General features: G+C 48.5%; 20 protein-coding genes. 12 read left to right on the top strand and 8 right to left on the bottom strand.

What is annotated here, in order from left to right; translation table 11 throughout:
• Positions 1 to 16: 16 nt before the first annotated feature.
• Entirely contained in the window at positions 17 to 868 is an 852-nt protein-coding gene (locus ACN4EG_RS03980; RefSeq protein ID WP_431627896.1) for a peptidoglycan DD-metalloendopeptidase family protein, read from the bottom strand.
• A 980-nt stretch (positions 869 to 1,848) separates the two neighbouring features.
• Here ACN4EG_RS03980 and ACN4EG_RS03985 point away from each other — a divergent pair.
• Positions 1,849 to 2,811 carry a glycosyltransferase family 2 protein gene (locus ACN4EG_RS03985; RefSeq protein ID WP_431627898.1) on the top strand — a complete coding sequence of 321 codons (963 nt, stop codon included), beginning with the start codon at positions 1,849 to 1,851 and terminating at the stop codon, positions 2,809 to 2,811.
• A gap of 103 nt (positions 2,812 to 2,914) precedes the next feature.
• On the top strand, positions 2,915 to 3,499 hold the full coding sequence (locus tag ACN4EG_RS03990; RefSeq protein ID WP_431627899.1) for a prolyl hydroxylase family protein: 585 nt from the start codon (positions 2,915 to 2,917) through the stop codon (positions 3,497 to 3,499).
• Between the two features lie 133 nt (positions 3,500 to 3,632).
• Here ACN4EG_RS03990 and ACN4EG_RS03995 read toward each other — a convergent pair whose 3' ends face one another.
• Positions 3,633 to 4,649, bottom strand: a complete 1,017-nt coding sequence (locus ACN4EG_RS03995; protein ID WP_431627900.1) for a sulfate/molybdate ABC transporter ATP-binding protein — start codon at positions 4,647 to 4,649, stop codon at positions 3,633 to 3,635.
• A gap of 277 nt (positions 4,650 to 4,926) precedes the next feature.
• Here ACN4EG_RS03995 and ACN4EG_RS04000 point away from each other — a divergent pair, with 277 nt between their 5' ends.
• Both ACN4EG_RS04000 and ACN4EG_RS04005 read left to right on the top strand, forming a co-directional pair.
• Positions 4,927 to 6,216, top strand: a complete 1,290-nt coding sequence (locus ACN4EG_RS04000) for a hypothetical protein (RefSeq protein ID WP_431627902.1) — start codon at positions 4,927 to 4,929, stop codon at positions 6,214 to 6,216.
• 12 nt (positions 6,217 to 6,228) lie between these two features.
• Positions 6,229 to 7,224, top strand: coding sequence for a pentapeptide repeat-containing protein (locus ACN4EG_RS04005; RefSeq protein ID WP_431627903.1), 996 nt, complete (start codon positions 6,229 to 6,231; stop codon positions 7,222 to 7,224).
• A 64-nt stretch (positions 7,225 to 7,288) separates the two neighbouring features.
• On the opposite strand, the gene ychF is transcribed toward ACN4EG_RS04005, so the two are convergent.
• The 4 genes from ychF to ACN4EG_RS04025 all read right to left on the bottom strand — a co-directional run bounded on the left by ychF (position 7,289) and on the right by ACN4EG_RS04025 (position 12,025).
• On the bottom strand, positions 7,289 to 8,380 hold the full coding sequence (gene ychF / locus ACN4EG_RS04010; RefSeq protein WP_431627904.1) for a redox-regulated ATPase YchF: 1,092 nt from the start codon (positions 8,378 to 8,380) through the stop codon (positions 7,289 to 7,291).
• Positions 8,381 to 8,757: 377 nt separating this feature from the next.
• The gene (locus ACN4EG_RS04015) at positions 8,758 to 9,207 is read right to left on the bottom strand and encodes a YlqD family protein (RefSeq protein WP_431627905.1); all 450 of its coding nucleotides are present in this window, start codon (positions 9,205 to 9,207) and stop codon (positions 8,758 to 8,760) included.
• A gap of 157 nt (positions 9,208 to 9,364) precedes the next feature.
• Positions 9,365 to 11,287 carry an AMP-dependent synthetase/ligase gene (locus ACN4EG_RS04020; RefSeq protein ID WP_431627906.1) on the bottom strand — a complete coding sequence of 641 codons (1,923 nt, stop codon included), beginning with the start codon at positions 11,285 to 11,287 and terminating at the stop codon, positions 9,365 to 9,367.
• Positions 11,288 to 11,527: 240 nt separating this feature from the next.
• Positions 11,528 to 12,025, bottom strand: coding sequence for a hypothetical protein (locus ACN4EG_RS04025; protein ID WP_431627908.1), 498 nt, complete (start codon positions 12,023 to 12,025; stop codon positions 11,528 to 11,530).
• 961 nt (positions 12,026 to 12,986) lie between these two features.
• Between ACN4EG_RS04025 and ACN4EG_RS04030 the strand changes: the two genes are divergently transcribed.
• The 8 genes from ACN4EG_RS04030 (at position 12,987) to ACN4EG_RS04065 (ending at position 19,791) form a co-directional block, all read left to right on the top strand.
• The gene (locus tag ACN4EG_RS04030; protein WP_431627909.1) at positions 12,987 to 13,514 is read left to right on the top strand and encodes a Csu type fimbrial protein; all 528 of its coding nucleotides are present in this window, start codon (positions 12,987 to 12,989) and stop codon (positions 13,512 to 13,514) included.
• Positions 13,515 to 13,672: 158 nt separating this feature from the next.
• Positions 13,673 to 14,482, top strand: coding sequence for a fimbrial biogenesis chaperone (locus tag ACN4EG_RS04035; protein WP_431627910.1), 810 nt, complete (start codon positions 13,673 to 13,675; stop codon positions 14,480 to 14,482).
• A gap of 122 nt (positions 14,483 to 14,604) precedes the next feature.
• Positions 14,605 to 17,028 carry a fimbria/pilus outer membrane usher protein gene (locus ACN4EG_RS04040; RefSeq protein ID WP_431627911.1) on the top strand — a complete coding sequence of 808 codons (2,424 nt, stop codon included), beginning with the start codon at positions 14,605 to 14,607 and terminating at the stop codon, positions 17,026 to 17,028.
• The gene (locus ACN4EG_RS04045; protein WP_431627912.1) at positions 17,025 to 17,516 is read left to right on the top strand and encodes a Csu type fimbrial protein; all 492 of its coding nucleotides are present in this window, start codon (positions 17,025 to 17,027) and stop codon (positions 17,514 to 17,516) included. Before ACN4EG_RS04040 ends, ACN4EG_RS04045 begins: the two co-directional genes overlap by 4 nt.
• 418 nt (positions 17,517 to 17,934) lie before the next feature.
• On the top strand, positions 17,935 to 18,153 hold the full coding sequence (locus ACN4EG_RS04050; RefSeq protein WP_431627913.1) for a hypothetical protein: 219 nt from the start codon (positions 17,935 to 17,937) through the stop codon (positions 18,151 to 18,153).
• Between the two features lie 511 nt (positions 18,154 to 18,664).
• Positions 18,665 to 18,892 (top strand): type II toxin-antitoxin system Phd/YefM family antitoxin, encoded by a 228-nt coding sequence (locus tag ACN4EG_RS04055; protein ID WP_431627914.1) that lies wholly within the window; start codon positions 18,665 to 18,667, stop codon positions 18,890 to 18,892.
• A complete protein-coding gene (locus ACN4EG_RS04060) occupies positions 18,889 to 19,275 on the top strand; it encodes a type II toxin-antitoxin system VapC family toxin (protein ID WP_431627915.1) in 387 nt (128 codons plus the stop codon). Before ACN4EG_RS04055 ends, ACN4EG_RS04060 begins: the two co-directional genes overlap by 4 nt.
• Before the next feature lie 270 nt (positions 19,276 to 19,545).
• On the top strand, positions 19,546 to 19,791 hold the full coding sequence (locus ACN4EG_RS04065) for a hypothetical protein (protein ID WP_431627916.1): 246 nt from the start codon (positions 19,546 to 19,548) through the stop codon (positions 19,789 to 19,791).
• Between the two features lie 319 nt (positions 19,792 to 20,110).
• On the opposite strand, the gene ACN4EG_RS04070 is transcribed toward ACN4EG_RS04065, so the two are convergent.
• Complete coding sequence (locus ACN4EG_RS04070) at positions 20,111 to 20,842, bottom strand: phosphoadenylyl-sulfate reductase (RefSeq protein ID WP_431627917.1); 732 nt, start codon at positions 20,840 to 20,842, stop codon at positions 20,111 to 20,113.
• 128 nt (positions 20,843 to 20,970) lie between these two features.
• Positions 20,971 to 22,509, bottom strand: a complete 1,539-nt coding sequence (locus ACN4EG_RS04075; RefSeq protein ID WP_431627918.1) for an FAD-binding oxidoreductase — start codon at positions 22,507 to 22,509, stop codon at positions 20,971 to 20,973.
• Positions 22,510 to 22,559 lie beyond the last annotated feature (50 nt).

Here is a 22,559-nt window from a genome sequence, read left to right on the forward strand (position 1 = left end):
TCCTTAGGTTGTCTCGCTATTTTGACGACGGCAAATAATTAGCGGGATTTTCGGCCACCCAACCCAGTTTAGAGTTCGATCGCACTTCAAAATGCAAGTGGGACGGGCTTGAGCTGGGTGTTCCCGTTTGACCCACAGTGCCGATCGTAGCGCCTCGTTTCACCTGCTGCCCGAGCTTGACTTGGATGAGATCAAGTTGGGCATAGCGGGTTTGATAGCCCTGGGCATGGTTAATCACCACCATCTTGCCAAAGGCTCCCTGGTTTCCCGCAAAGGCAACGGTACCATCCGCCGCCGCCAACACCGGAGTCCCCAGCGGAGCCGCTAGATCAATGCCACTGTGGGGCGTAACGGTTCCTCGATCGCGCAGTTGAAACCCAAACCCCATCAGAACGTTTCCCACTTTGGGCAGGGGATAACCGATCGGGAACTGGGCGAGGGATCCTTTCGTCGGTTGAAGCGGAGTCCACACGACACCGGGCACAAACACGACGGAGGGCGCAGATTGACACCCATTTACCTCAAACAAAACATCCGATCGCACCTTATACTGCGCTGCTAAGTCCCGCAGACTCTTTCCCGGCGGGACTTCGACTCGAATCCCATTGAAAGGCGGAATCACAATATTTTGCCCCACGGGTGCTTGGCGATCGCGCAAGCTCGGATTCAGCCCCATTAAAGTCTCGGGCAACAGGTCGTACTGTCGAGCAATCTTCTCGAGAGTCTCTCCTGCGGCAATCCGATGGGTCATCATTTGCTCAAAGACAGAAGGGCAGAGATTGCTATCTGATAACTTGCTATCTGATAACTTGGCATCTAACTTGGCATCAGCCAACTGCCTCACACTCAAGGGACGACCTAGGGCCATGACAGGTTTTTCCTGATAGCTCAGAATTCCGCAACTGATGCCTAGACCAGTCAAAAGGAGCGTCACCCCCTTAAACAAGGGTATGGGGCATAGAACCCTCCACCCCGATCGATGATTCATTGATCGATAATTCATTGAGTTTAGACAGATATTATGTGGCATGAATAGATCCCCTAATCTCAACATACTCTTTTTTCAGAACAGGCTCTGTTACTGGAAGGCGACTAGAAATATTAGCCGAATCCATGCGGAATGCGGACACCAAAATGGAGACCCCGTTCAGTTCAAGCATTATGTAATTCACATTGAAATCACCGCACCATTTGCCGTTGTGACATCCAGCGAAGCATGAAGGTTCCCCCTTCCATGAAGCACCTAGAGTCAAATTCTTCTAGCTAAAGTTCCTGTAACCAAAATTCCTAGAGCTAAATGTTTAGTGTGAAAGTATTACAATCAACTTCAAAAGAAAATTCGCTATAAAAATAATTAATTTTTTAGTATTTCTTAAGCCTGTTATGACCCAAGACAACTACAACATGATTCCCATACCCCATCAGTTAGAGGCACTAGTGATACCAATTTCACCTTGCCAGTGATCTCTATCTCCATCTTTACCAAGTTTTATCAGGTATAGTCTTACCAGATAGAAAGAATCTTCTAACTTTATGACGATTTCGCCATGCCGAGTTTAAAGCTAGACTTGAGCTAATTCAGAAGTCATCTACAATAAGTTCAGTAAAAATAAAAATCTCTTTTCTAAGGTAGAGTTTCCTTAAACGAAGAGATTATCCTGATTTAATGAGGATGAGTTAGGTTTAGAGAATATTCAAATGGACTATCCAGAGCTCGCGGTGGCCATTCTATCGGTTTGAGCCATGGCCTGAACAGCGATGGAAAAAGTTCTATCTAATCTTTGTACAAGATGATGTGTTCCTTAGCAATCTATCCCGGTTATCTGCTGTAGAGAGAGTTCAATTGTCATGAAAATTGCTGCGGTCGTCACTTGTTACAACCGAAGAGAAAAGACCCTGCGGTTCTTGAGATCCATACAACAGCAAACCTATCAAAGCTTGGATGTGATTCTCGTTGACGCTGGCTCGATCGATGGGACGCCAGAAGTCGTTCGTCAGTATTTTCCCAAGGTTCGAATTTTACAAGTGGATGATCAGTGCTATTGGGCATCTGCCACCAACCATGGGGTGCAAGCAGCGATAGACGCAGGCTACGACTCTATCCTTACGATTAATGATGACTGTGCGATCGTCCCCAATTATGTAGAGCGTCTTGTAGAAATCGCCCAACGGAATGATGTCAAAATCCTCGCTAGCCGCATTGATTACCTAGGTCATCCCGGCTTGATCTGGGCATTGGGCACCCAAGTGTCTTGGGGCATTCGAATTCTGCAATTAGCCTGGCATGATGTCCAAGAAACAGATTTACCCCCTGAAATTCGGGCTGCTGAAGTCATAGATGTGGAGGCTGCCGCTGGAGATGGCGTCTTGATCCATCGGTCTGTCTTTGAGCAGATTGGCCTATATGCTGACAAATTTTTGCCGCATTACCATGCCGATTCTGAGTTAATCCTGCGAGCGAGGAAGGCGGGAATTCGGGCCTGCGTCACCCCTCAAGTGGTTGTGTACGATGATTCGCCCAGTCCTGAAACTCAGCGTCATAATGCCCAGCAAGCATTTGCTCGCCCATGGTTGCCAGAATTTATTTACACATTTTTCCATCAGCGATCGAGTTGGTTTTTGCCGACTCGCGTTTACTTGATCTGGCAATACTGTCCCTTACCCTGGAAAATCATCGCCCTGTTACAAGTAACCATTGTGGCAATGCTGGGATGGTTGGCTAAACGACAACTTAAATTTCTAATGATAGCTATGACCTCGCTGAAATCCAATTCCAACAAGGTCGTTGCCAAACTATTAGGCATTGTCTAGATCTGGGTGCACTGTTCGATAATCCTGTTGCAAATCTATAAATCCTGTTCCAAATCCAAATTCCTGTGGAACGATAGAAGGGTCATGGGTTGAGATGACTGCTGTGGATTATTCTATTCGTGATTTAGGCGCTGATGTTCTACTGATTGAAAATCTGTTGGAACCGGAACTCTGCACACAAATTATTGATGTCGCAGAGTTCTGTCATTTTGAGTCCGCCACTATTTTACTGAGGGCGATCGATACCGACGTTCGTAATAGTGGAATTTTGCCACTGGATCTTCGCAATCCTGTACAGAAATCAACCAATGATTTGCTGGTTAAAAAAATTGGGATTGTCCAAGAAGCCCTGTACAAGACCTATGGCATTCGGTTTCCCCATGCTGAAACCTGTTCCATTTTGCGTTATTCTCCTAGTCAACAATACAAACGCCACGTAGATAACATTTTGTTAGCAAGTCGGTTTCAAGAAGTTGACCAAGGTATTCCTACTCGTGATGTCAGTATTGTTGGTTATTTGAATGAAGACTTCCAAGGAGGAGAAACGTTTTTCGATCGGCAAAACCTCAAAGTCAAACCTAAGATGGGTAGCGCGATCGTCTTTCCTGCCTACTATACCCACCCGCACCAATCACTCCCCGTCACCCATGGGCGCAAGTACGCTTGGACAAGCTGGCTTTATCATTAACCCGTTATCCTAAACAAGCCTAAACGGCTGGAATATTTATATCAATATTGCTGAATCTGAATGCCCTATTTCATTCGGTATTCAACCAAGTAATGCAATCACAGGTGTTCAATCAAGTGATGCAATCACTGAGCTAAATTTCATAGTAGAGCGGAAAAGATTTGGCATCCTTTGGCTTAACGTGAATGCGTTGATTTTCCGTCAGATTCAGTTGGTCAAACCGTTCCCGTGTCAGGTGTGCCACCATTTCCTGGCCGTCATCTAAAACCAGTTCCGCCTGGATTTCCCACCCTAAATGAATCAAGCGGCGCACCCGAGCCGGCACTGTTGACGCATTGGGCTGGAGCTCCACTTGAATATCATGGGGCCGCAAGAACATTTCAGGATTGGCTGAATCAAATCCACTTTCTTGGAAAATCCGTGAATTGGTCGGTAATACATTCACCGGCCCGATGAAGCTCATGACAAAGGCACTGGCCGGATGGTCATAGACTTGGGCCGGAGTGCCCACTTGCTCAACCCGACCTTTATTCATCACAACAATCTGGTCTGAGACTTCCATGGCCTCTTCTTGGTCATGGGTGACAAATACGGTGGTGACATGCACTTCATCATGCAGGCGGCGTAACCAGGCCCGCAAATCCTTACGCACCTTTGCATCCAACGCGCCAAACGGTTCATCCAGCAGCAAAACCTTGGGTTCCACCGCCAGCGCCCTCGCCAGCGCCACCCGTTGCCGTTGTCCCCCGGATAACTGGGAGGGATAGCGATCGCCTAATCCAGATAGTTGCACGAGATCCAGCAGTTCCTCGACCCGTCGCTGAATTTTGGCAGCGGGCATTTTACGAATTTCCATGCCAAAGGCAATATTGCGCCGCACTGTCATATGCTTAAACAGCGCATAATGCTGAAAAACGAAGCCAATGTTGCGAGCTTGCACGCTCTGATAAGTCGTATCTTTCCCCGTCAAAAAAATCTTGCCGTTATCGGGCATTTCCAGTCCTGCAATCAACCGCAACAGCGTCGATTTACCAGATCCCGATGGGCCTAACAATGCGACTAGGGAACCACTTTCAATGGAAACATTGACTTGGTCGAGGGCCTGGAAGCTACCAAATCGTTTAGAGACTTCTTGAACCGTAATACCCATAAATGCAAGGGAAAAGCAAAAAAATGAGGAAAGCAGGTGCAGAGGCTAAGATAAATCCCCGGTTTCTCGACGGATTTACTGTAGATTACAGTACCATATTCCCAACGATCGCATCTATGTCTAGTCCCCATTTCCAGATAGTTCAGGTTTCAAGCCTGCCAATTTTTAGACCGTTCTAAATCTTGCCTAAACGTCCAAAATCCGCAAAATAACGGAGTTAGCTCCTAGGCTAGGTGGGAATTCTAGTGCTATATTGTCACCTTTCAGAGTGCTCCGCATGGGAGATGTTTCCGAGATCGCGCGTCGGCTAGCCCAAGCGCCCCACGCAACTCGAATCCTTAAGCTACTCGTTTATCTTTGCCGAAACGTGTGGCCAACTCAACCTGCGCAATATCAAGGCTTAGAAATGACCGTACTGCTGAGAGAACTCAGGCAGTCCCATCCTCGTTTTTCATCCCTCCAAAGTCGAGTGCATCGGGTCGTCAATACCCTGAGTAAGCCGATCGAATATTCCCAGGTCGCAGAATTTTTTTTAGACTGCATTCAAGACCTCTATGATTTGCACGATCCCATGTTAGAAGCAGAGGAAACCACTGTGGGAATCCAAGGTCAGATGTCAGTATCTTCCAACAGCCCGATCGAACTATTTCAAACCCAAGCCAAAATTGGGCAACTGCTCGATCGTCATCCCCAACACCTGCGCTTGAAAAAGCTGATGCTCTGCGTGATTCATCACACCTGGGAAACCGATCCGAACAAGTTAGCAGAAACCCAATTTACGCGCATCGTTGATGATTTGTGGCGGCTCTATAACACGTTTCCTGAACTCAAAACAGCGTTCTATCGTATCGTCCAGCACCTTAGTAAACCCGTTGAATACCAACCCATCGCTGAAACAGCCCTAGAACATCTTGCAGCGCTGTATGGGGATATGTTAACGATTGAAGCGCTAGAACAACATAGTTCCCTAAGACAGCCTAGTTTCCTAGAACCATCCAGTTCAACGGCACTCTCCACTAATCTTCACCGCCCGATTCCTAAGCCACCCACCAGCCTGCTCTTTTATGATTTGCGACAGGAGATTATGAAGGTGGCCAATCCCCTCCGTGCCAAGATCCTGTTAACGGCATTACTCCACTCCGATCTACCCGAGGTAGCAGCTAGCTCGACCGCTGGTCATGCCGACGACTATACCCCCTGGCGGGCCCTGAGCCTCGGCCACCTATTAGAAGAACTCTTCAATAGCTATAAGCATCGCCTCGATTTTCTCGCGATCAAGTTACGCAACGAAGCGGAGAAATTACCGGATACGGCCGAGTACGAAGCCATTATTGAAGTCTTAGTCAAGCAGTTACAACGGGATCAATCCCAATCAGACATCGTTGCACCCATCCCTCAGACCATTCTCTCAACGGCGGGTTTGCTGCCTACGAACCTCTCATCTTCCCGTCCGCCTTCCCCCAATAGACAGAAAGAACCAGCCCCCCAACCGCTAGAGAATGTCCAACCAACCGATCGCGATCGCGAATCAGAGATTCTCAAGACTGTCATGATAGCCAGAGATTAGGGGGAGATGCCGATGAATGCCCAAGAATTACTCGATCGCTACCAGGCGGGAGACATTCAATTTAGCGGATTGAATGGCAGCAACTGGAATTTAGCGGGAGCAGACTTGATCGGTGCAGACTTCAAAGGCGCTGATTTTCACCATGCCAATTTGATCTTTGCCTACCTGAACCGAGCAGATTTGAGCCAAGCAAACCTCTGTCACACCAAACTTTGTGGAGCTAATCTGAGCCAAGCAGACCTGCTGAATGCTCACCTACGGGATGGAGATTTACAAGGAGCAACCCTTGCAAGGGCCGATCTGCGTGGCGCAGATTTATCCCTAGCGGTTCTTATAGACGCCAACCTCATGGGGGCAGATTTACGGGGCGCGGATTTGAGTGGTGCAAACCTCCAAGGCGCTTGCCTGCGGGGAGCCAATTTACGGGAAGAAGGCCGAGTCCAAGCTGGGGCCAATCTGCGGGGAGCCGACCTGCGGGAAGCCGACCTGCGGGGCGCTAACCTTACTGGCGTAGATCTCAGTCGCGCCAATCTCTCCGGTGCAATCTTGAGCGAGGCCAGCTTAAAAGGAGCCAATCTGAGCGAAGCAACCCTCACCGGGGCCACCCTAGTCCATACCTTCCTCAGTGATGTAATTGCAATACAGGCAAATTTTCAAGGGGCATTTCTCCATGAAGCCAAAATGAACCGCATCGATCTGACGGGCAGCGACCTCAGCAACGCCGTTTTAATCGACGCCACGCTGAATGGCGCTAAACTCAACAAAACCAATTTTCAGAACTCTAGAATGGATCGGGTACGCCTCAGTAAAGCAGAACTAGGACGCGCCAATCTTCAAAGCGCTATCCTCACCGAAGCCAATCTAATCGAAGCATACCTGGGGCGAGCCGACCTGCGGGGAGCCGACCTGCGGGGAGCCAACTTAATTCGTGCCGAGGTCAGCAGTTCCATGCTGGCGGGAACCCAACTAAAGGGAGCGACCTTGGCCGACGGTAGCGTACATGATTAAGTTAAGCGTGCATGATTAAGTTCATGATTAAGTTAAAGCTTGAGGTGGGTTAGAGGGTAATGGGTTAGACATTAAACCGGAAGAGCATAACATCGCCTTCCTGCACCACGTATTCTTTGCCTTCGCTACGGACTAAGCCCTTTTCCTTAGCGGCATTCATCGCACCGCAGTCCACCAGATCCTGGTAAGCAACCGTTTCCGCACGGATGAATCCCCGTTCAAAGTCAGTGTGAATTACGCCAGCCGCCTGGGGAGCAACCATGCCTTTGCGAATTGTCCAGGCGCGAGTTTCCTTAGGGCCGGTGGTGAAGTAGGTTTGCAGTCCTAGGAGGTCGTAGGTGGCGCGGATGAGAGATTGCAGTCCGCCCTCGCTCACCCCCAACGACTCTAGAAACTCTGCTCGTTCTTCTTCCGGCAATTCGATCAGTTCTGATTCCACTTGGGCGGAAATAATGACGACCTGTGCATCTTCCTCTGCCGCGATCGCTCGCACTTTTTCCACGAAGGCGTTGCCCGTGGCTAAGTCATCTTCCGAAACGTTGGTGGCGTAGATCATGGGTTTGCGGGTCAGGAAGCCCATCGCTTTGATGGCGAGTTCTTCTTCTTCGTTGAGTTCAACCGATCGGGCCGATTTTCCTGCATTCAGCGCCGCAATGATTTTATCCAGAGCGTCTACTTCAACCTGGATTTCTTTTTTCGTCCGGGCATCTTTGCGGGCACGTTCAATCCGCTTTTCCGCTTGGGCCAAATCAGCCAAGCCCAGTTCCAGGTTAATCACTGCCACATCGCTTAGGGGATCCACAGAACCAGAAACGTGGATGATGTCGTCGTTTTCAAAGCACCGCACCACATGGACGATCGCATCCACTTCACGAATGTTGGCTAAGAACTGGTTCCCCAATCCCTCCCCTTGGCTTGCACCTTTGACTAAGCCTGCAATGTCCACAAACTCCACCCGAGCGGGCAAAATTTCTGCTGAACCGGAAATTTGAGCCAACACATTGAGGCGGGGATCGGGAACGGCCACAATGCCAACGTTGGGTTCGATCGTACAAAAGGGAAAGTTAGCCGCTTGGGCCTTGGCATTGCCGACGATCGCGTTAAACAGCGTAGATTTTCCAACGTTGGGCAGTCCGACGATTCCGGCTCTCAGCATAATGACTTTGGGTAGGTGGGCTTGGGTGGATAGGCTTAGACAGACGATTAATCATCCTAGTACATTTCGTTTTACATTTTGTTGCAGGTTTTGGTTATTGTAGGTTTTGGCATTGCGAGTTACTGGCATTGCAAGCTGCTGGAACTGCAAGTTGCTAGCAGATTTTGATGGCAGGTAGGCAGTGACAAAAATCGGCCTCATCCTGCCCCATCAAAAATGGGTCGATCTTGAGATCGACCCATTTTTGCATTGAAGATTGAGATGATCAGGCTGTTGAGCTTACAACGTGCAGACAACGTAAGGCAATCTGTAGATACCAGACAACCTGTAGATACAGACCTCCAAACGATCGGCCCAAGAACTACAGGGCCTTAGAACTACACATCTCCGCGAATTTCTTCCACAATGCCGTCGCGCAGCACAATTTCCACGTTCATTTTGCCAATCAGGTTATCGCCCTTTTCAATCTTGAAAACACTGACAACCTGACCTTGATTCACTTCTTGATTCAGTTCTAAGGTTTGTACCTGCTGAAGTTGTTGCAGAACTTGATTTTTTTGTTCTAGCAACTCACTTTTGCCTTGGTTGAACTGGATTTTGACATTTTCGATCTGTTGAACCGTTTCTGGCCCCGGCGGTTGCAAGCTTTGCTTTTGAATTTCGGTCAGGACTTGTTGCAATTGCAAATCTAACTGTTGAAGCTGGCTATCTACTTGATTCAGTTGACTTTGCAGTTGCTGTTGGGCTTCTTCCTTCCAGCGGGGAGTGACGATCGCAGTGACTGCAACGTTGCGCTGAATTAACAGATGAGAATTAGAAACTTCCATAGAAACCTGGGGGGAGACTAATTTTAAACGTGATGTTGGGGGCACATTGGTTCATTATTGGTTTATTCACCATGGAACCCGGCAATCCGGCGAAATCGGCCTCAGCAATTGAGTTCAATCCCTTAAGTTCAATTCCTCCAACAGAAGCCGACCGCAATTAGCTAAACATCTCGTCAATGATACCCGCATAGCGATCGGATACAACATTGCGACGAATTTTCAAAGTTTGGGTTAGTAAACCATTGTCGATCGTAAAAGGTTCGTCTAGTAACCGAAAAACACGAATTTGGTCATCGGGACGATAGCCTGGGCGATCTCTAACGCGCTGGGTTAACTCAGTTTTAAACAAATCTTGAATTGGCTTGCTATTGAGATCCACATCAGCATAACCTTGCTCTGCGGCCCAAGCTGCCAGGGCATCCAGATTAGGCACAATCAAAGCCCCCAGCACTTTTTGATCCTGACCCACCAGCATAATTTGGTCGATGTAAGGACTACAGAGGCAGACATCTTCGATCGGCTGGGGTTCAATGTTTTCGCCATTGGTCAAGACGATCGTGTCTTTGGCTCGCCCGGTAATCACGAGATCCCCCGTCGCCGTCAGGAACCCCAAATCGCCGGAGTCAAACCAGCCGTCGGGATCGATCGCCTTCCGGGTTGCTTCGGGATTGTTGTAATAGCCCTTCATAATCTGGGGTCCCCGCAGGAGGACAACCCCCTGTTTCCCAGCGGGCAAGGGTTGACGAGTTTCTAGATCAACAATTTTGGTTTCCGTATCGACCAATGCTTCACCATCGGATCCGCGAATATTTCGCCAGGGTCGCCGCACATGGGTAATGGGTGCCGTTTCCGTCAAGCCATAGCCACCGAGGATATCAATGCCAACAATCTCAAAGAAGTCTTCTAGGTGATCGGCGATCGATCCCCCTCCACTGACCACAAATTTCAACTTCCCGCCTGTGCCTGCTCGAACTTTGGAATAGACCAGACGATCGCCCAGTTTGTGTAGGATCCATAGGACAGGAATTTGCAGCAAGGCGGTTAATTTTTCGCCCGCCGATGGGGTGAGATTATCCAAACTCAGATTTTGCAGAATCCGTTTAGCTTTGATGTAGCGATCGCTCTGGGTCAGGAAGAAATTCACTAGCTTTTGCTTATCCGCCGGTTGGGAGCGGAACTGCTTTTGGATGCCTTCGTAGATCGATTCCCAGAGTCGGGGCACACCCACCATGTAATGGGGATGGTGATCTTTCAAATCCTGCTTAACGTAGCGAATGTTGGTGTAGATCTGCGTGCAGCCCCGCGAAAAGATGAAGTACTCGAAGGTGCGCTCATAGCAATGCCAAATCGGCAGAATACTCATGACCCGTTCTCCAGGCATGGGTTGGGCAACCCCCGACGCTGCCACAACCTGATGCAGCAGATTACCATGGGTCAACATCACCCCTTTAGGCATCCCGGAGGTTCCGGAGGTATACATCAGGGTTGCCAGGGTATCGCGGGTTTGTTGAACAGGTTTGAGGGCAGCGATCGCGCCTTGGTTGAGGACTTGGCTGAAGGTCAGCACTTTGAAATCCGGATCTTCTGGTAAGGCTTCTTCCGAGAGCAGAATAATAAAGGCGAGGGCGCTGTCTTCCAATCCGGGACGCAGTTTTTTGTACGTGGCTAAATCTTCCACAATCAGCCCGATCGCGCCGCTATGACGCAGGATGTAGAGCAACTCCTCCGTATCGGCCTGGGAACTGCGCACCACATCCACAGCACCCGCCTGCATAATGCCTTGGTCAGCTACGGGCCAGCGGGGACAGTTATCTGAAAAGAGAGCTACTCGCGGCGGGATGGGATCCCGAGTAGGTTGGATGCCAAGGGCTTGCAATCCGGCTCCAAACTGCTGCATTTGCTGGTATAGCAACTGATAGGTCATCTGCACCATTGGCTTAGCATGGGGGTCGATCAGTGCAGTGATATTGGAAAATTTCTGACTGACGATCGCCCACATTTCTGGAATCGACTGGGCCTGCAAATAATCCTGCGATCGCGCTAAATTTTGACGTTCCTGCTCAGCTAATCCCCCACCCATGGGCTTTCCTCCTAACTCAACACGACACTCAAACACTCTAAACCACTCTAGGTGAGAACCATTATTGCCAAAAATTCCAGGCTTGGACATAAAGAATTCCAAGTCTGAAGGCTAGAAAAATGGCGGTTGGCGTTGAGTGAATGCTGGTTCCAGCCTATCGCCAGTGGTGCATGACTGGGGGATCGCACAGGACAGTAGCGCAAGTGGGTCGGAACCGCAAGGGGGTCGGGAGACCAGAAGCTATTTGATGGGTAGGATGGGCAGAATGGTTTTGAGAAACTTACGGAGCTTGAGCAAGCCCACGGTTTGGCGCACCTTGGGGGAAACTGTGGGGTCTACTTGATTGGCTTGGTCAATTTCTACCAGCAGTTCAGCATACTCCTGGGCTGTCAGGGGTTTACCGTCGATGGGAGATCGGGCATCCACGATAATTTCAGTGCGCAAAACTTCTTCCGGTAAATCGTTTTCTGGCAACTCGTCTGTAGCGTGCAATTCGATCGTGTTCGGTGGGACAGTCTGAGACGGACTGTTGGCTCGGGATGCAGGGGTTGAAAGGGAAAGGGGAGCGGCGATCGTGCGGGCAGGCCATAGGCTCGCAGACAGCACCGTCAATAGACTCAGGCGGACAAGGATTTGCCGAGATAAGGGGATCTGCCGCAGGGGTGGAGCGGACGGAACGGCCTGGGTCAAAGGCTGAAATCTAGCTATTGTCAACGGCGTGAACGTCTGCATCCCCATCTGTTTTCATCCAAGGTCGAGTAGGCTGGGCGTTTTCTTATTTCCATCCTACTGATCATTTGGGGTCTCAGCAGGGGAATATTGAAGGAGTTTGCGCAATCACAACGCCGTACCCATCAAGCCGTACCCATCAAGCCGCACCAGTTAGCTGCACCCATCCGTTATGAACCATTGAATAAGCACTAGCCCTATTGTGATCTTGATCAGTTAATCGCAGAGCTAAGATCACGCTAATTAAAGGTAGAGCATACTTCGCAAACGATTCCATTACATTCCAGAAAGTTCATAGGAGAGCGCAATGGAGATGCAATTCGAAGATGAACTGACTAAGAGCCAGCTAGAGAATCAAGGAATCTAAAAATCGACTTGATTTAATATCAATCGACCTTTCAAATCACCGTATCTTTTCAATGTGATTAAGATCACTTAGAAACATCAATTAAATCGATTTAAAACAAAAAAGAAATACCTTAAGGAGTATTTCTTGAAGCATATTTTTTGACGAAAGAATCAATAAAAATGCAAACAATAGACTTCAATTAACAGGAAGTCTAAAACTCTTTATCTCAAAAGAGATCGGGCAATTGATCTGCCTATTTCTAAGATACCCAAATTGAATCGATCGTCTATCACTGATCTCTAAATTGATTTGAGTGAATTCTGAGCAAATCCGAAAATCAAAAAAATCAACGACTTTCACTTCATTTCACAACTTTTTCACCTTTAAAGTTTTAACTAAGTTTAGAGCAGAGAAAGCGCTCGAAATCAAAAAACGAGATGAACCTTGTTTCTATCGGAGTCATGATTCAGCGAGCTTCTAGAACTGCTTTCAAGAGGCTTAAAGTTTCAGAACAAGCCGTCTTAACTGCAAAATAGAGCACTCTCAATTTTTAGCAGCTTAGCCCGATCGAACATTTTTGAAGTCACCAATCTCAGCCTTAATACAGAGGAGTCTACCATCATGTCTAAGTCTTTCATTCGCTCTATCGCTATTGCTTCTGGTTTAGTTCTGGGCGTGATTACAGGGGCTTCCGCTGCTTCCGCGGGCACTGCAACCGCCAACTTGGGAACCTCCGCTTCGGTTACCGCAAACTGCACCATCAGCACTGCCCCGATTGCTTTTGGCGCTTACGATCCCATCGTTGCCAACGCAACAGCTCCCCTTGACTCAACAGGAACAGTAACCGTCACCTGTACCAATGGAGCTCCTACCACAGTAACCTTGGGCCAAGGGGCAAATGCAGCGGCAGGCTCCAGCGATGCTGCCCCCCTTCGTCAAATGACTAATGGCACTAGCCAGATGGCTTACAGCCTGTATTCCGACAATGGCTACTCCACCGTATGGGGCAATACAGCAGGTACAGGTACCAGCCAAAATGGAACGGGGTCTGCACAGAATTTGACCGTTTACGGTCGTGTTGCGGCTGGTCAAAATCTTATGACCACTGGTAACTATGCTGACACGGTTGTTGCTACTGTCTCCTTCTAGTTCTATTAACTAGTTTCATCGACTAGCACAACTGATAGCAAGAATGTTGCATAAACAATTAACTTTGGGATTAATAAACCGAGTATTGTTTATGCAACTCTAATTAAATCCGTTGAAGCAGGGGACTTTCTCCCTGCTTATCTCACGTATGGGTGATTATGTTACGTCTACCATCTTCCTGGAAATCAACCGTTTTACTCACTTCACTGCTTTCGCTAGGGTTTCTTGGACAAGAGAAACCAGCGTTCGCAAGTAATTTTGGGGTTAGCCCGATTCAAATTTATCTAGCCCCAAAAGCCGATCGAGCCGCAGCTAGTACAATGCTCTCAATTCGGAACGAGAGTTCTAATCCATTACGGTTTCAAGTGAGTGCTTTTACCTGGTCACAAACCACGCAAAATCCCATTCAACTTGAGCCAACGGAAGATATTATTTTTTTCCCAAATATCCTAAGTTTAGCTCCGGGAGAAAGCCGCACGATTCGCCTCGGTGTAACCGCTTCTCCCACTGAGCAAGAAAAAACTTATCGCATTTTGGTGGAAGAATTACCACCATTGAAAACTGCGAAACCTGTGAATACCACTCCCCAAGTTCAAGTGCTCACCAAAATGAGCATCCCTATTTTTATTCAACCTACCCAATCTCAAATTAGTGGTGAAATTCAAGAAATCAGTGCAGAGAAGGGGCATGTAGCTTTTCAGGTCAAGAATACTGGAAATACTCACTTCACTGCCCAACAAGTCCGTGTTAAAGGATATGGCGCGGCATTGGATAAACCTGTGTTCGATCGCTCCACTGCGGGATGGTACATCTTAGCTAAGAGTGCGCGTAGCTTCGATTTAGAAGTCCCAAAGGCGGATTGTGCCAAAGTTCAATCTGTGACGATCGAAGTTCAATATGGTAAAAACCAAAGCTTTACCCAAAGCACAAAAACACCTAATGGCCTGTGCCCTGTGACTTCCCGCTAATTCACCTACGAGTCCATCCACAAACCTAAAAGGTACGCTGTTCCGATCCAACCTGTTTGCAAAAGTCGATTCTGTTCCCTCACTCAATATATTTCTTGTTATTTAACTCCTAGGAAGTACTCATGGAGTGGTCTCTTCGTTTTAGCCCCCGACTTGCAGCATCCGTTGCAATTACCACTGCAATCACCTCACTAATTACTGCTTCTCCAACGATCGTCCGTGCGGCTGAGCAAGGCACGGCTGCACAACATATTGCTAATCAACGTATTACTAATCAACATACTGCTAATCAAAAGGCTACTGAACAGCGGGCTATTTTTGATCTTGTTGTTAACTTAGTTAAAAAGCAAGAAATCGCCATTCGTCTACGATCGGGCGATGCATTGATTCGATTAACGGATCTGCAACAAGCGGGGATTCATAACTTACCAACATCCCAAGAAACGCGGAATGGTGAAGGCTACGTGTGGTTGAGTTCCCTTGCACCTGCTATTCGCTATGAACTGGATGAAAACACGACAACCCTCAAACTCACCGTTCCCCCAGCGCAATTAGACACCACAGTTGTCAATGTATCTAGCCGCAGTCGTCCTGCCAAATTGGTTTATAGCAAAGATACCAGTCTATTTATCAACTATGCAGTCAATACCCAAGACTTCCAACGCTTGAACTTATTCGGCGAAATGGGTTTGAGTTTTGGCAATCAGCTTTTCTACAGCAGTGTCAATCGGGGTCGCGAGGGCAAGCTGGTACGCGGCCAGACGAATTTAACGATCGACAATCCCGGCAATATGACCCGCTGGGTTGTGGGCGATCACTTCGCCAATACGGATGAATTAGGCGGATCAGCTTTTTTTGCGGGAATTAGTTACGGGCGGGAATTTAGCCTAGATCCCTATTTTTTACGATCGCCCACTCTGGGACTCTCCGGCGCGGCACTGACCCCGTCCACGGTAGATGTTTATGTCAACGACGCCTTAGTCAAGCGGGAACAACTCCCGCCGGGGCCGTTTCGGATTAAGGATTTGCCCGTGGTGGCAGGCAGTGGGGCGGCGCGGTTAGTCCTGCGGGATGCCTTTGGTCGGGAACAGCAAATCAATTATCCCTACTATTACTCCGCAGGCTTGCTGGCCCCTGGGCTATCGGAATTTAGCTACAACGTGGGATTTCGCCGCAATAATCTCAACACTGAAAGTTTTGACTATGGGTCACCTGTATTGCTAGCTCGCCATCGCTTCGGGATTACCAATTCCTTGACGGCTGGATTGCGGTTGGAAGCATCTTCGAGCTTGATGAGTGGGGGAGCCAACCTGGCGACTCGATTGCCCTTTGGGGAGGTGGGCTTGGCGATCGCGGCGAGCCATGCTGACGGTCGCTCTGGGAGTGCCGCTGCCCTGTCCTATACCTACTCTGGCAAGAAGTTCGGCTTCGGTTTTTCTGCCCGCGCCATGAGTCCGTTCTATGCGACGACGAGTTTGAATCCTACGGACGATCGGGCCACGTTAGACTTCAATGCCTTTACCAGTGTTTCTGTTAGTCGAAATATCAGCCTCTTTGGGCGCTATGCCTATGCCCATTGGCGGGATCAAGGCACCACAACCAATGTCACCCTAGGCAGTACCCTGCGGCTGAATTCGCAGATAAACCTGTCCCTCTCGGCCAGTCGAAACCAACGGCAAGGCAGCAATCCCAGTAACGAGCTCTATGTTGGACTGAATTACAGCTTGGGGGATGGCCGCACTGCCAGCCTTTCCCATCAACGTACTAGTGAGACGCAATCCACCACGGCTCAAATCCAGAAACCCATTGCCAGCTACACGGGATTGGGCTATCGCTTACAGGGTCAAACGGGTGATCTCAGTAATAGTTCTGGAGCGATGTTCCAATACTATGCGCCCTTTGGCCGCTATGAACTCACCCATGATCGTTTTAATGATCGACGTTCTACTAGCTTAAGTGCTTCTGGTAGCATTGTGGCGATCGGTGGCAAGGTTTTATTTTCTCAACCATTAATGGGAAGCTTTGCACTGATTGATGTTCCTGGAGTCCAAGGAATAGAGGGCTTGTTGAACAATCAAGTGATTGGAAAAACCGATCGTAAGGGCAGTTTGCTGATTCCAAATCTGTTGCCCTACTATGGGAATCGCTTGGGCATTACCACAGAGGATATACCGCCCAACTATGAAATTGGCGGGACGGAACAGGTGGTTGCACCGCCCTATCGAGGAGGAGCGATCGTACGGTTTGCGGTGGAAAAAGCCCAGGCGATTATCGGCAATCTGGAGATCGACAGGGCAGGTAAGTCGGAAATTCCCAGCTATGGCCAAATAACCGTTGAGGTGCAGGATCGTTCGATCGTGTCGCCGATCGGCAAACAGGGGGAATTTTATTTAGAGAATGTCCCCGCTGGCACCTATGGGGCAGAGGTGGAGTATGAGGGGGGCGTTTGTCAGTTTTCGATCACGGTGCCGCAGTCCAAGGAGTCGTTTATTAAGTTGGGTCAGGTGCGTTGTGCGATGGCAATCCAGGAGGCAAAACGTCCATGAAGTTGCAATGGCTAAACTGGAGTAGGGTGCGTTGGCTGTCCTATTGGGTAATGCTCAGCACAATGGGAATGGCAACGCCAAGTTTTGCGGTTCCCAGTTGCTCGATCGAATCGGTGGTGGGGGTGAATTTTGGAGCCTATGATGTGTTCAATAGTGCGCCTAATGATTCAACGGGAAGTATCACCTATCGCTGCACGGAAGTGGCTCCTGGGACGATCACGATCGACATCAGTCAAGGTAACAGTGGCAGTTTTGCCACCCGCCAGATGCGCCAAGGGTCAGATTCGTTAAATTACAATTTCTATCTCGATCCGACGCGAACGACGGTCTGGGGGGATGGTTCCAGTGGAACGTCGCAATATGGCCCGGTGGCTCCAGGGGAGAATGTGAGTACGTCGATTCCAGTCTATGGCAGAATTCCGGCGCAGCAAACCTCAGTTCCGGTGGGCAACTATAGCGATACGGTGTCGATTACGATTAATTTTTAGCGGAAGGTTTCTGAAAAATACGGGTGCTGAATGATACTTTGGGAATTTTAAGCTACGGATTGACAGCCACTGTGGTTTGTCCGTAGTGTGTTTCTCAGAGCGATCGCCATGGACATCCTTCTTTCAACGGGTCGGTATGAAGCATGGGGCGCTGGGTTCCAAAAATTTAGGCCACTACTCGGGATTGCGCTAACAACCCCAAGTAGCTATTCCCCCTCGCTGGATCAGCAGCAAGGAGGCTTGTTGAGAATTGTAACATTCGATCGAGCCACTCTTGTTTGTGATGTCAAACGGGGTGGCTCTAAATTTTTGGGCTTCTTAAGACTGCCCTCATCCCCGGCCCTTCTCCCACACGCGGGCGAAGGGAGCAAGTTTGCTGTGGGGAAGGGATTCACTACAAACAGGAGAAGCTCACAATATGGCAAAGGGTTTTAGCGATCGGAGCGATCGTGAAGTTCAACATGAAAAACAACGCTTACAGTTCCACTTAATCGGTCATCCAGAATTCATTCAAGACACGATTAATCAATTGCATGTCCATCGGATTGCAGACAGGATTCATTGGAGTCAGCCGATGAAGATTTTACATTCGGACGGGCAATACATCAGCATACTGAGTCGCGAACGCCAGCGTTAATGGTTTTACAACTGAGGTGCTCTACAGGTTTGTTCATCTGGCAAACTGTAGATACCTCTGCTAGATCGATCGAAGTTCTAGCAAAGGTGATCGACTCATTTTCCCAGGAACCCGTCCGCGAAAGCAGAAATGGTGGTCGTTGAGAGCGATCGAGTATTTTCTCCCTCATTTGTGTGATGCAAAGCTCGATCGGCTTTTCAGGCTGATTCGTGAGCAGTCATTGTCAGGCAAAAAATCTAGAAAAACTTCATGATTAGCCCAGCCTAACCGATCGTCGCACCTGACTGGCAATGCTAAACTAGTTTCAGCTCTCCCCTTACCTTGTCTTTAGCCTCGGAAAATCTGGAAGAGGGTATCGATGATAGCTTCTCCCAAGTCATCAGTGTGGCTCAACTGTCTGATGTGAGTCCGTGCAGCGTCCTAAGTTTGATGAGTACATGCTTCGCAGATTGAAGCCGCCGAGTGAGAAGTGAATAGTTGTACAGATTTAGAAATTTGGAGCTGACAGTCCATGCATCAAGTTAACCTTCAAGAAGCTGGAGCTCAACTTGCTAAACTCATCGAAGAAGTCGCTAGCGGTGAAGAAGTTGTGATTACACGTAGTGATGGATCAGCGTTCAAAATTGTCTCAATAAACTCAACAAAACCACGTCCTAAATTTGGCAGTGCCAAAGGTCTAATTAGCATGTCCGATGACTTCGACGATGCTCTAGAAGACTTTAAGGATTATGCTCCATGAAGCTTTTGCTGGATACCCACACGTTTCTATGGTTTATTGAGGGTAATCTCAATCTCAGCAACACTGCGAGAAACTTGATTGAGGATGAAGGAAATCAGCGATTTCTGAGCATTGCTAGTCTATGGGAGATGGCGATTAAGGTCAGTATGAATAAGCTGACCCTTCAGACACCGTTCACAAACTTGGTCACGCAGCACGTCTACAGTAACGCTATTGAAGTGCTTGAGATCCGCCCAGAACAATTGGATGTGCTAGCAAAAATGCCTTTTCACCACAAAGATCCGTTTGATCGGCTTATCATTGCTCAAAGCGTAGCGGAAAGCATGGCTGTGATATCGAAAGATAGTGAATTCGGAAGATACCCGATAACATTATTATGGTGATGGCTGCTACGGGCTAATCGGGGCGAGGAGGGAATTTAACCCTCCCCTTCCACACCATCCATCGTGCGGTTTCGCAATGGGCGGATCAGGTCGCCGCGCAAACAACACTGATGACTTAAGTGTAACCTTGGGCTTTCTTCCCAAGTTGCTTAATTGAAAGCAATCCCTGTTTCTTCAACCACTCATTCGTCATTCCCGTTTGCGTTGCTAAGGTCTTTGACAAGCGCCAATAGCCTTTACGACATATATCGGTGGCAAGGAGGTTCAATTATGAGGATTGTTGAATTACAAAATCAGCAATTCACCTTAGATGAGGTCATCACTTTAGCAAAAGGCGAAGCGATCGTATTACGAAATTCCGATGGCATTCTGTTTGCCCTTGCTCCGATCGATGATTTCGACGTTGAAGTAGAGTTGCTCAAGAAAAACCCTGAGTTCATGACTTTTCTAAAAGAACTCTCTCAAGAACAAGCAACCATTTCTCTCAAATCATTACGAGGAGAGCTAGGGCTGTAGAACGCTAAAACACCGCAATTGGCACAGACTAGCGTAGTGAGTTGATGTTGTAATCAAACTATTGACTGTCACTCAGCCATAACGTTACACCGCTTCAATCTTAGTTGAGAATGCGATCGTTCTGATTCCCACAGATCATTCCTGAAATACTCTACTGAAGAGCTTAGAGCAATTCTCAGAAGATTTTATGACCGCTAGAGAGCAACTACCCTTCAGCATTTACCCAGTGTTCTAAATGCAAATCCCGCTTCAACTATCCTCCCAGATTAGGCAGCTAACCTAGCCGCCTAACCCTAGATTGATTTAACCCAACAAATCCTTAACCCTGCTGGTTAATCGCGTGTAAGCCACATTCCTTCTTACCAGCATCTTCCCACCACCAGCGGCCTTCCCGCTCATGCTGGTTCGGCAGCACCGGACGAGTGCAAGGCTCACAACCAATACTGACAAACCCCCGCTCATGCAGCGGATTAAACGGCACATCATAGGTGCGGATATACATCCACACATCCGCCGAAGACCAATAGGACAACGGATTGAACTTAATCAACTGATTGTCCGGCGTCGAAAACCCATTATCCACCTGCACCACAGGCACCTTGCCCCGCGTCGCCGGATTCTGATCCTGCCGCTGCCCCGTAATCCACGCTTCCACCGTGCTCAGCTTGCGGCGCAGCGGCTCCACCTTGCGGATATCACAGCACTCCTTATGGCCATCCTCATAGAAGCTAAACAGCCCCTTCTCCTGGACAAACACCTCTAACTTCGCAGTGTCAGGACACATAATTTCGATCGTAATTCCGTAATGCTTCCGCACCCGATCGATAAACTGATAGGTCTCAGGATGCAGCCGCCCCGTATCCAGGCTAAAAACCTTGACATCCTTCTTAATCTTGTGGGCCATGTCAATCAGGACAACATCCTCCGCCCCACTGAAGGAAATGTAAATGTTGTCAAACAACCCAAGGGCGCGTTCCAGAATTTTTTGAGGACTTTGTTGGGATAGCTCCGCCTCAAGGCTGGCAATATCCAGCCCAGTTGCCTGTGCCATGGTGTGTTCTCCAGAAACGATCGTTCAATTAGCAGGATCCCATTCTACCAAGCAGAATTACCTACTAGCGCCATAGCCCATGAACTATTGAGTCCTACCAAAAGGTCAGTTCTACCCAAAAGTCAGTTCTACCGAAAAGCCTCGTACCATTTGTTGGAAAACACTTCAGTCGGGTCGTACTGGCGCTTGAGTTGAAAGAGGGTTGCCAGGTTGGGATACATTTGGTGGATTTGAGATCGCATGTAATAGCCTCGGTAAGCCAAATAAAACTTGGCATCGATCGTGTTGAGATAGTCCATTAGGCTTTGCGTGAAGCGGGTCATCTGCGCCAGACCAGATTCATCTTTGTTGATTTTGTAGTAGGACACAAAAGCATACATATCCGTTGTGGCATAGGAAACCAGAGCAGCGTCATCCTGCTTAACCTTGCGCACCGTGACATTCAGCAATTGCATTTTGTTCGCCTGCAACTGCCTTTTGTACTCCGTTAAAAAAGCATTCACCTGAGACGTCGGAATGAAATATTCTTGCAGTACATCCGTTGTATTCGGATCCTCCAGTTCCAGGGTGCGAAACGGGGCTGCCATCGCTGAGTTACGGGTAATGCGTTGGGGATCAAGCTGCGGGCCAACTTGCTTTTGCATGAACCAACGAAACTGTTTGCCCCAGTCACTGGTACGCGATGTCCGATAGACCAGTTTGCGTAGCCAGATGTTGTTTTCCCCCATCACATCATCCTGCAAGGTCGCATCCGTTGGAATTTTGTTGAAATAGTAGATCTGCGCTTCCTGCAAAAAATTGGACTGGTCAATTGCCATCTGGGCTTCAATCATCTCCAAGTCTGGCTGCTGAATCTGGGCTTCCATGAATGCAATCATGTCCTGGAGAGGTTTGTGGACAACTGTGTAATGATAGGTAGCATTTTCATCCGTATTTAAAGTGACTTCTGTGATCACCCCAAACAAGCCCATCCCACCGATCGCAGATCGAAACAGCTCAGAATTCTGGCTGCGACTGCAAACCACTTCCTGACCTGCTGCATTCAATAACTTAAAAGAAACGACACTCTCAATCAAAGAACCAAAGCGAGGATCTTTACCGTGGATATTGGACGACAGGGAACCCCCCACCGTAAAGATGTTGGAATCCTGCATGACCCGCACTGCGCGACCGTGTTGACCCAGTTCTCGCTGAATTTGCTTCCAGGTCGCACCACTCTGGACAGTAACGGTACGATCGCGATCGTTGTAACGTAGCCGATCAAAGTGCCGCATATCCAGATGTAGCGCGTTAGGAAAGGCAATTTGTCCTCCCATGGTATGGCGGGCACCCGACATCGAAATTTTTTGCCCCAGTCGTGTTGCTTCAGCAATCAGATCGCGAATTTCAGCCACGGATTTGGGTTGAAAAATTCCCGCAACGAGCGTTGCATCTAGCTTACTGGCGTCAAGAACCCAAGCAGGTTGTAATGGCTGTTTGTGGGTGGAAATAGGCTCTAGATCTGGGGCGATCGTCAACTTTGCTTCGATCGGAGGACGGTAATAGAGATCTCGAATCAGCCAGCGATTATTCTCTGGATCCCAAACACAGACTTTCAGAATCACCAACCCCGAAATAGCCGCAAGACAGACAATTAATCGCTTTTTCAGAGAGTTCTTGCGTTTCATGCATACTCCATTACAACTCTCGTTTGACCCCACAGCTAGCGTTTGGCCTT

The organism is Alkalinema pantanalense CENA528, assembly GCF_050753345.1.
GTDB lineage: Bacteria > Cyanobacteriota > Cyanobacteriia > Leptolyngbyales > Leptolyngbyaceae > Alkalinema > Alkalinema pantanalense.

Excerpts from the sequence above, each read along its gene's own strand:
- ACN4EG_RS03980 (WP_431627896.1), bottom strand. The coding sequence starts at position 868 with ATGGCCCTAGGTCGTCCCTTGAGTGTGAGGCAGTTGGCTGATGCCAAG.
- ACN4EG_RS03985 (WP_431627898.1), top strand. The coding sequence starts at position 1,849 with ATGAAAATTGCTGCGGTCGTCACTTGTTACAACCGAAGAGAAAAGACC.
- ACN4EG_RS03995 (WP_431627900.1), bottom strand. The coding sequence starts at position 4,649 with ATGGGTATTACGGTTCAAGAAGTCTCTAAACGATTTGGTAGCTTCCAG.
- ACN4EG_RS04000 (WP_431627902.1), top strand. The coding sequence starts at position 4,927 with ATGGGAGATGTTTCCGAGATCGCGCGTCGGCTAGCCCAAGCGCCCCAC.
- ACN4EG_RS04005 (WP_431627903.1), top strand. The coding sequence starts at position 6,229 with ATGAATGCCCAAGAATTACTCGATCGCTACCAGGCGGGAGACATTCAA.
- ychF (WP_431627904.1), bottom strand. The coding sequence starts at position 8,380 with ATGCTGAGAGCCGGAATCGTCGGACTGCCCAACGTTGGAAAATCTACG.
- ACN4EG_RS04015 (WP_431627905.1), bottom strand. The coding sequence starts at position 9,207 with ATGGAAGTTTCTAATTCTCATCTGTTAATTCAGCGCAACGTTGCAGTC.
- ACN4EG_RS04020 (WP_431627906.1), bottom strand. The coding sequence starts at position 11,287 with ATGGGTGGGGGATTAGCTGAGCAGGAACGTCAAAATTTAGCGCGATCG.
- ACN4EG_RS04025 (WP_431627908.1), bottom strand. The coding sequence starts at position 12,025 with ATGGGGATGCAGACGTTCACGCCGTTGACAATAGCTAGATTTCAGCCT.
- ACN4EG_RS04030 (WP_431627909.1), top strand. The coding sequence starts at position 12,987 with ATGTCTAAGTCTTTCATTCGCTCTATCGCTATTGCTTCTGGTTTAGTT.
- ACN4EG_RS04035 (WP_431627910.1), top strand. The coding sequence starts at position 13,673 with ATGTTACGTCTACCATCTTCCTGGAAATCAACCGTTTTACTCACTTCA.
- ACN4EG_RS04040 (WP_431627911.1), top strand. The coding sequence starts at position 14,605 with ATGGAGTGGTCTCTTCGTTTTAGCCCCCGACTTGCAGCATCCGTTGCA.
- ACN4EG_RS04045 (WP_431627912.1), top strand. The coding sequence starts at position 17,025 with ATGAAGTTGCAATGGCTAAACTGGAGTAGGGTGCGTTGGCTGTCCTAT.
- ACN4EG_RS04050 (WP_431627913.1), top strand. The coding sequence starts at position 17,935 with ATGGCAAAGGGTTTTAGCGATCGGAGCGATCGTGAAGTTCAACATGAA.
- ACN4EG_RS04055 (WP_431627914.1), top strand. The coding sequence starts at position 18,665 with ATGCATCAAGTTAACCTTCAAGAAGCTGGAGCTCAACTTGCTAAACTC.
- ACN4EG_RS04060 (WP_431627915.1), top strand. The coding sequence starts at position 18,889 with ATGAAGCTTTTGCTGGATACCCACACGTTTCTATGGTTTATTGAGGGT.
- ACN4EG_RS04065 (WP_431627916.1), top strand. The coding sequence starts at position 19,546 with ATGAGGATTGTTGAATTACAAAATCAGCAATTCACCTTAGATGAGGTC.
- ACN4EG_RS04070 (WP_431627917.1), bottom strand. The coding sequence starts at position 20,842 with ATGGCACAGGCAACTGGGCTGGATATTGCCAGCCTTGAGGCGGAGCTA.
- ACN4EG_RS04075 (WP_431627918.1), bottom strand. The coding sequence starts at position 22,509 with ATGAAACGCAAGAACTCTCTGAAAAAGCGATTAATTGTCTGTCTTGCG.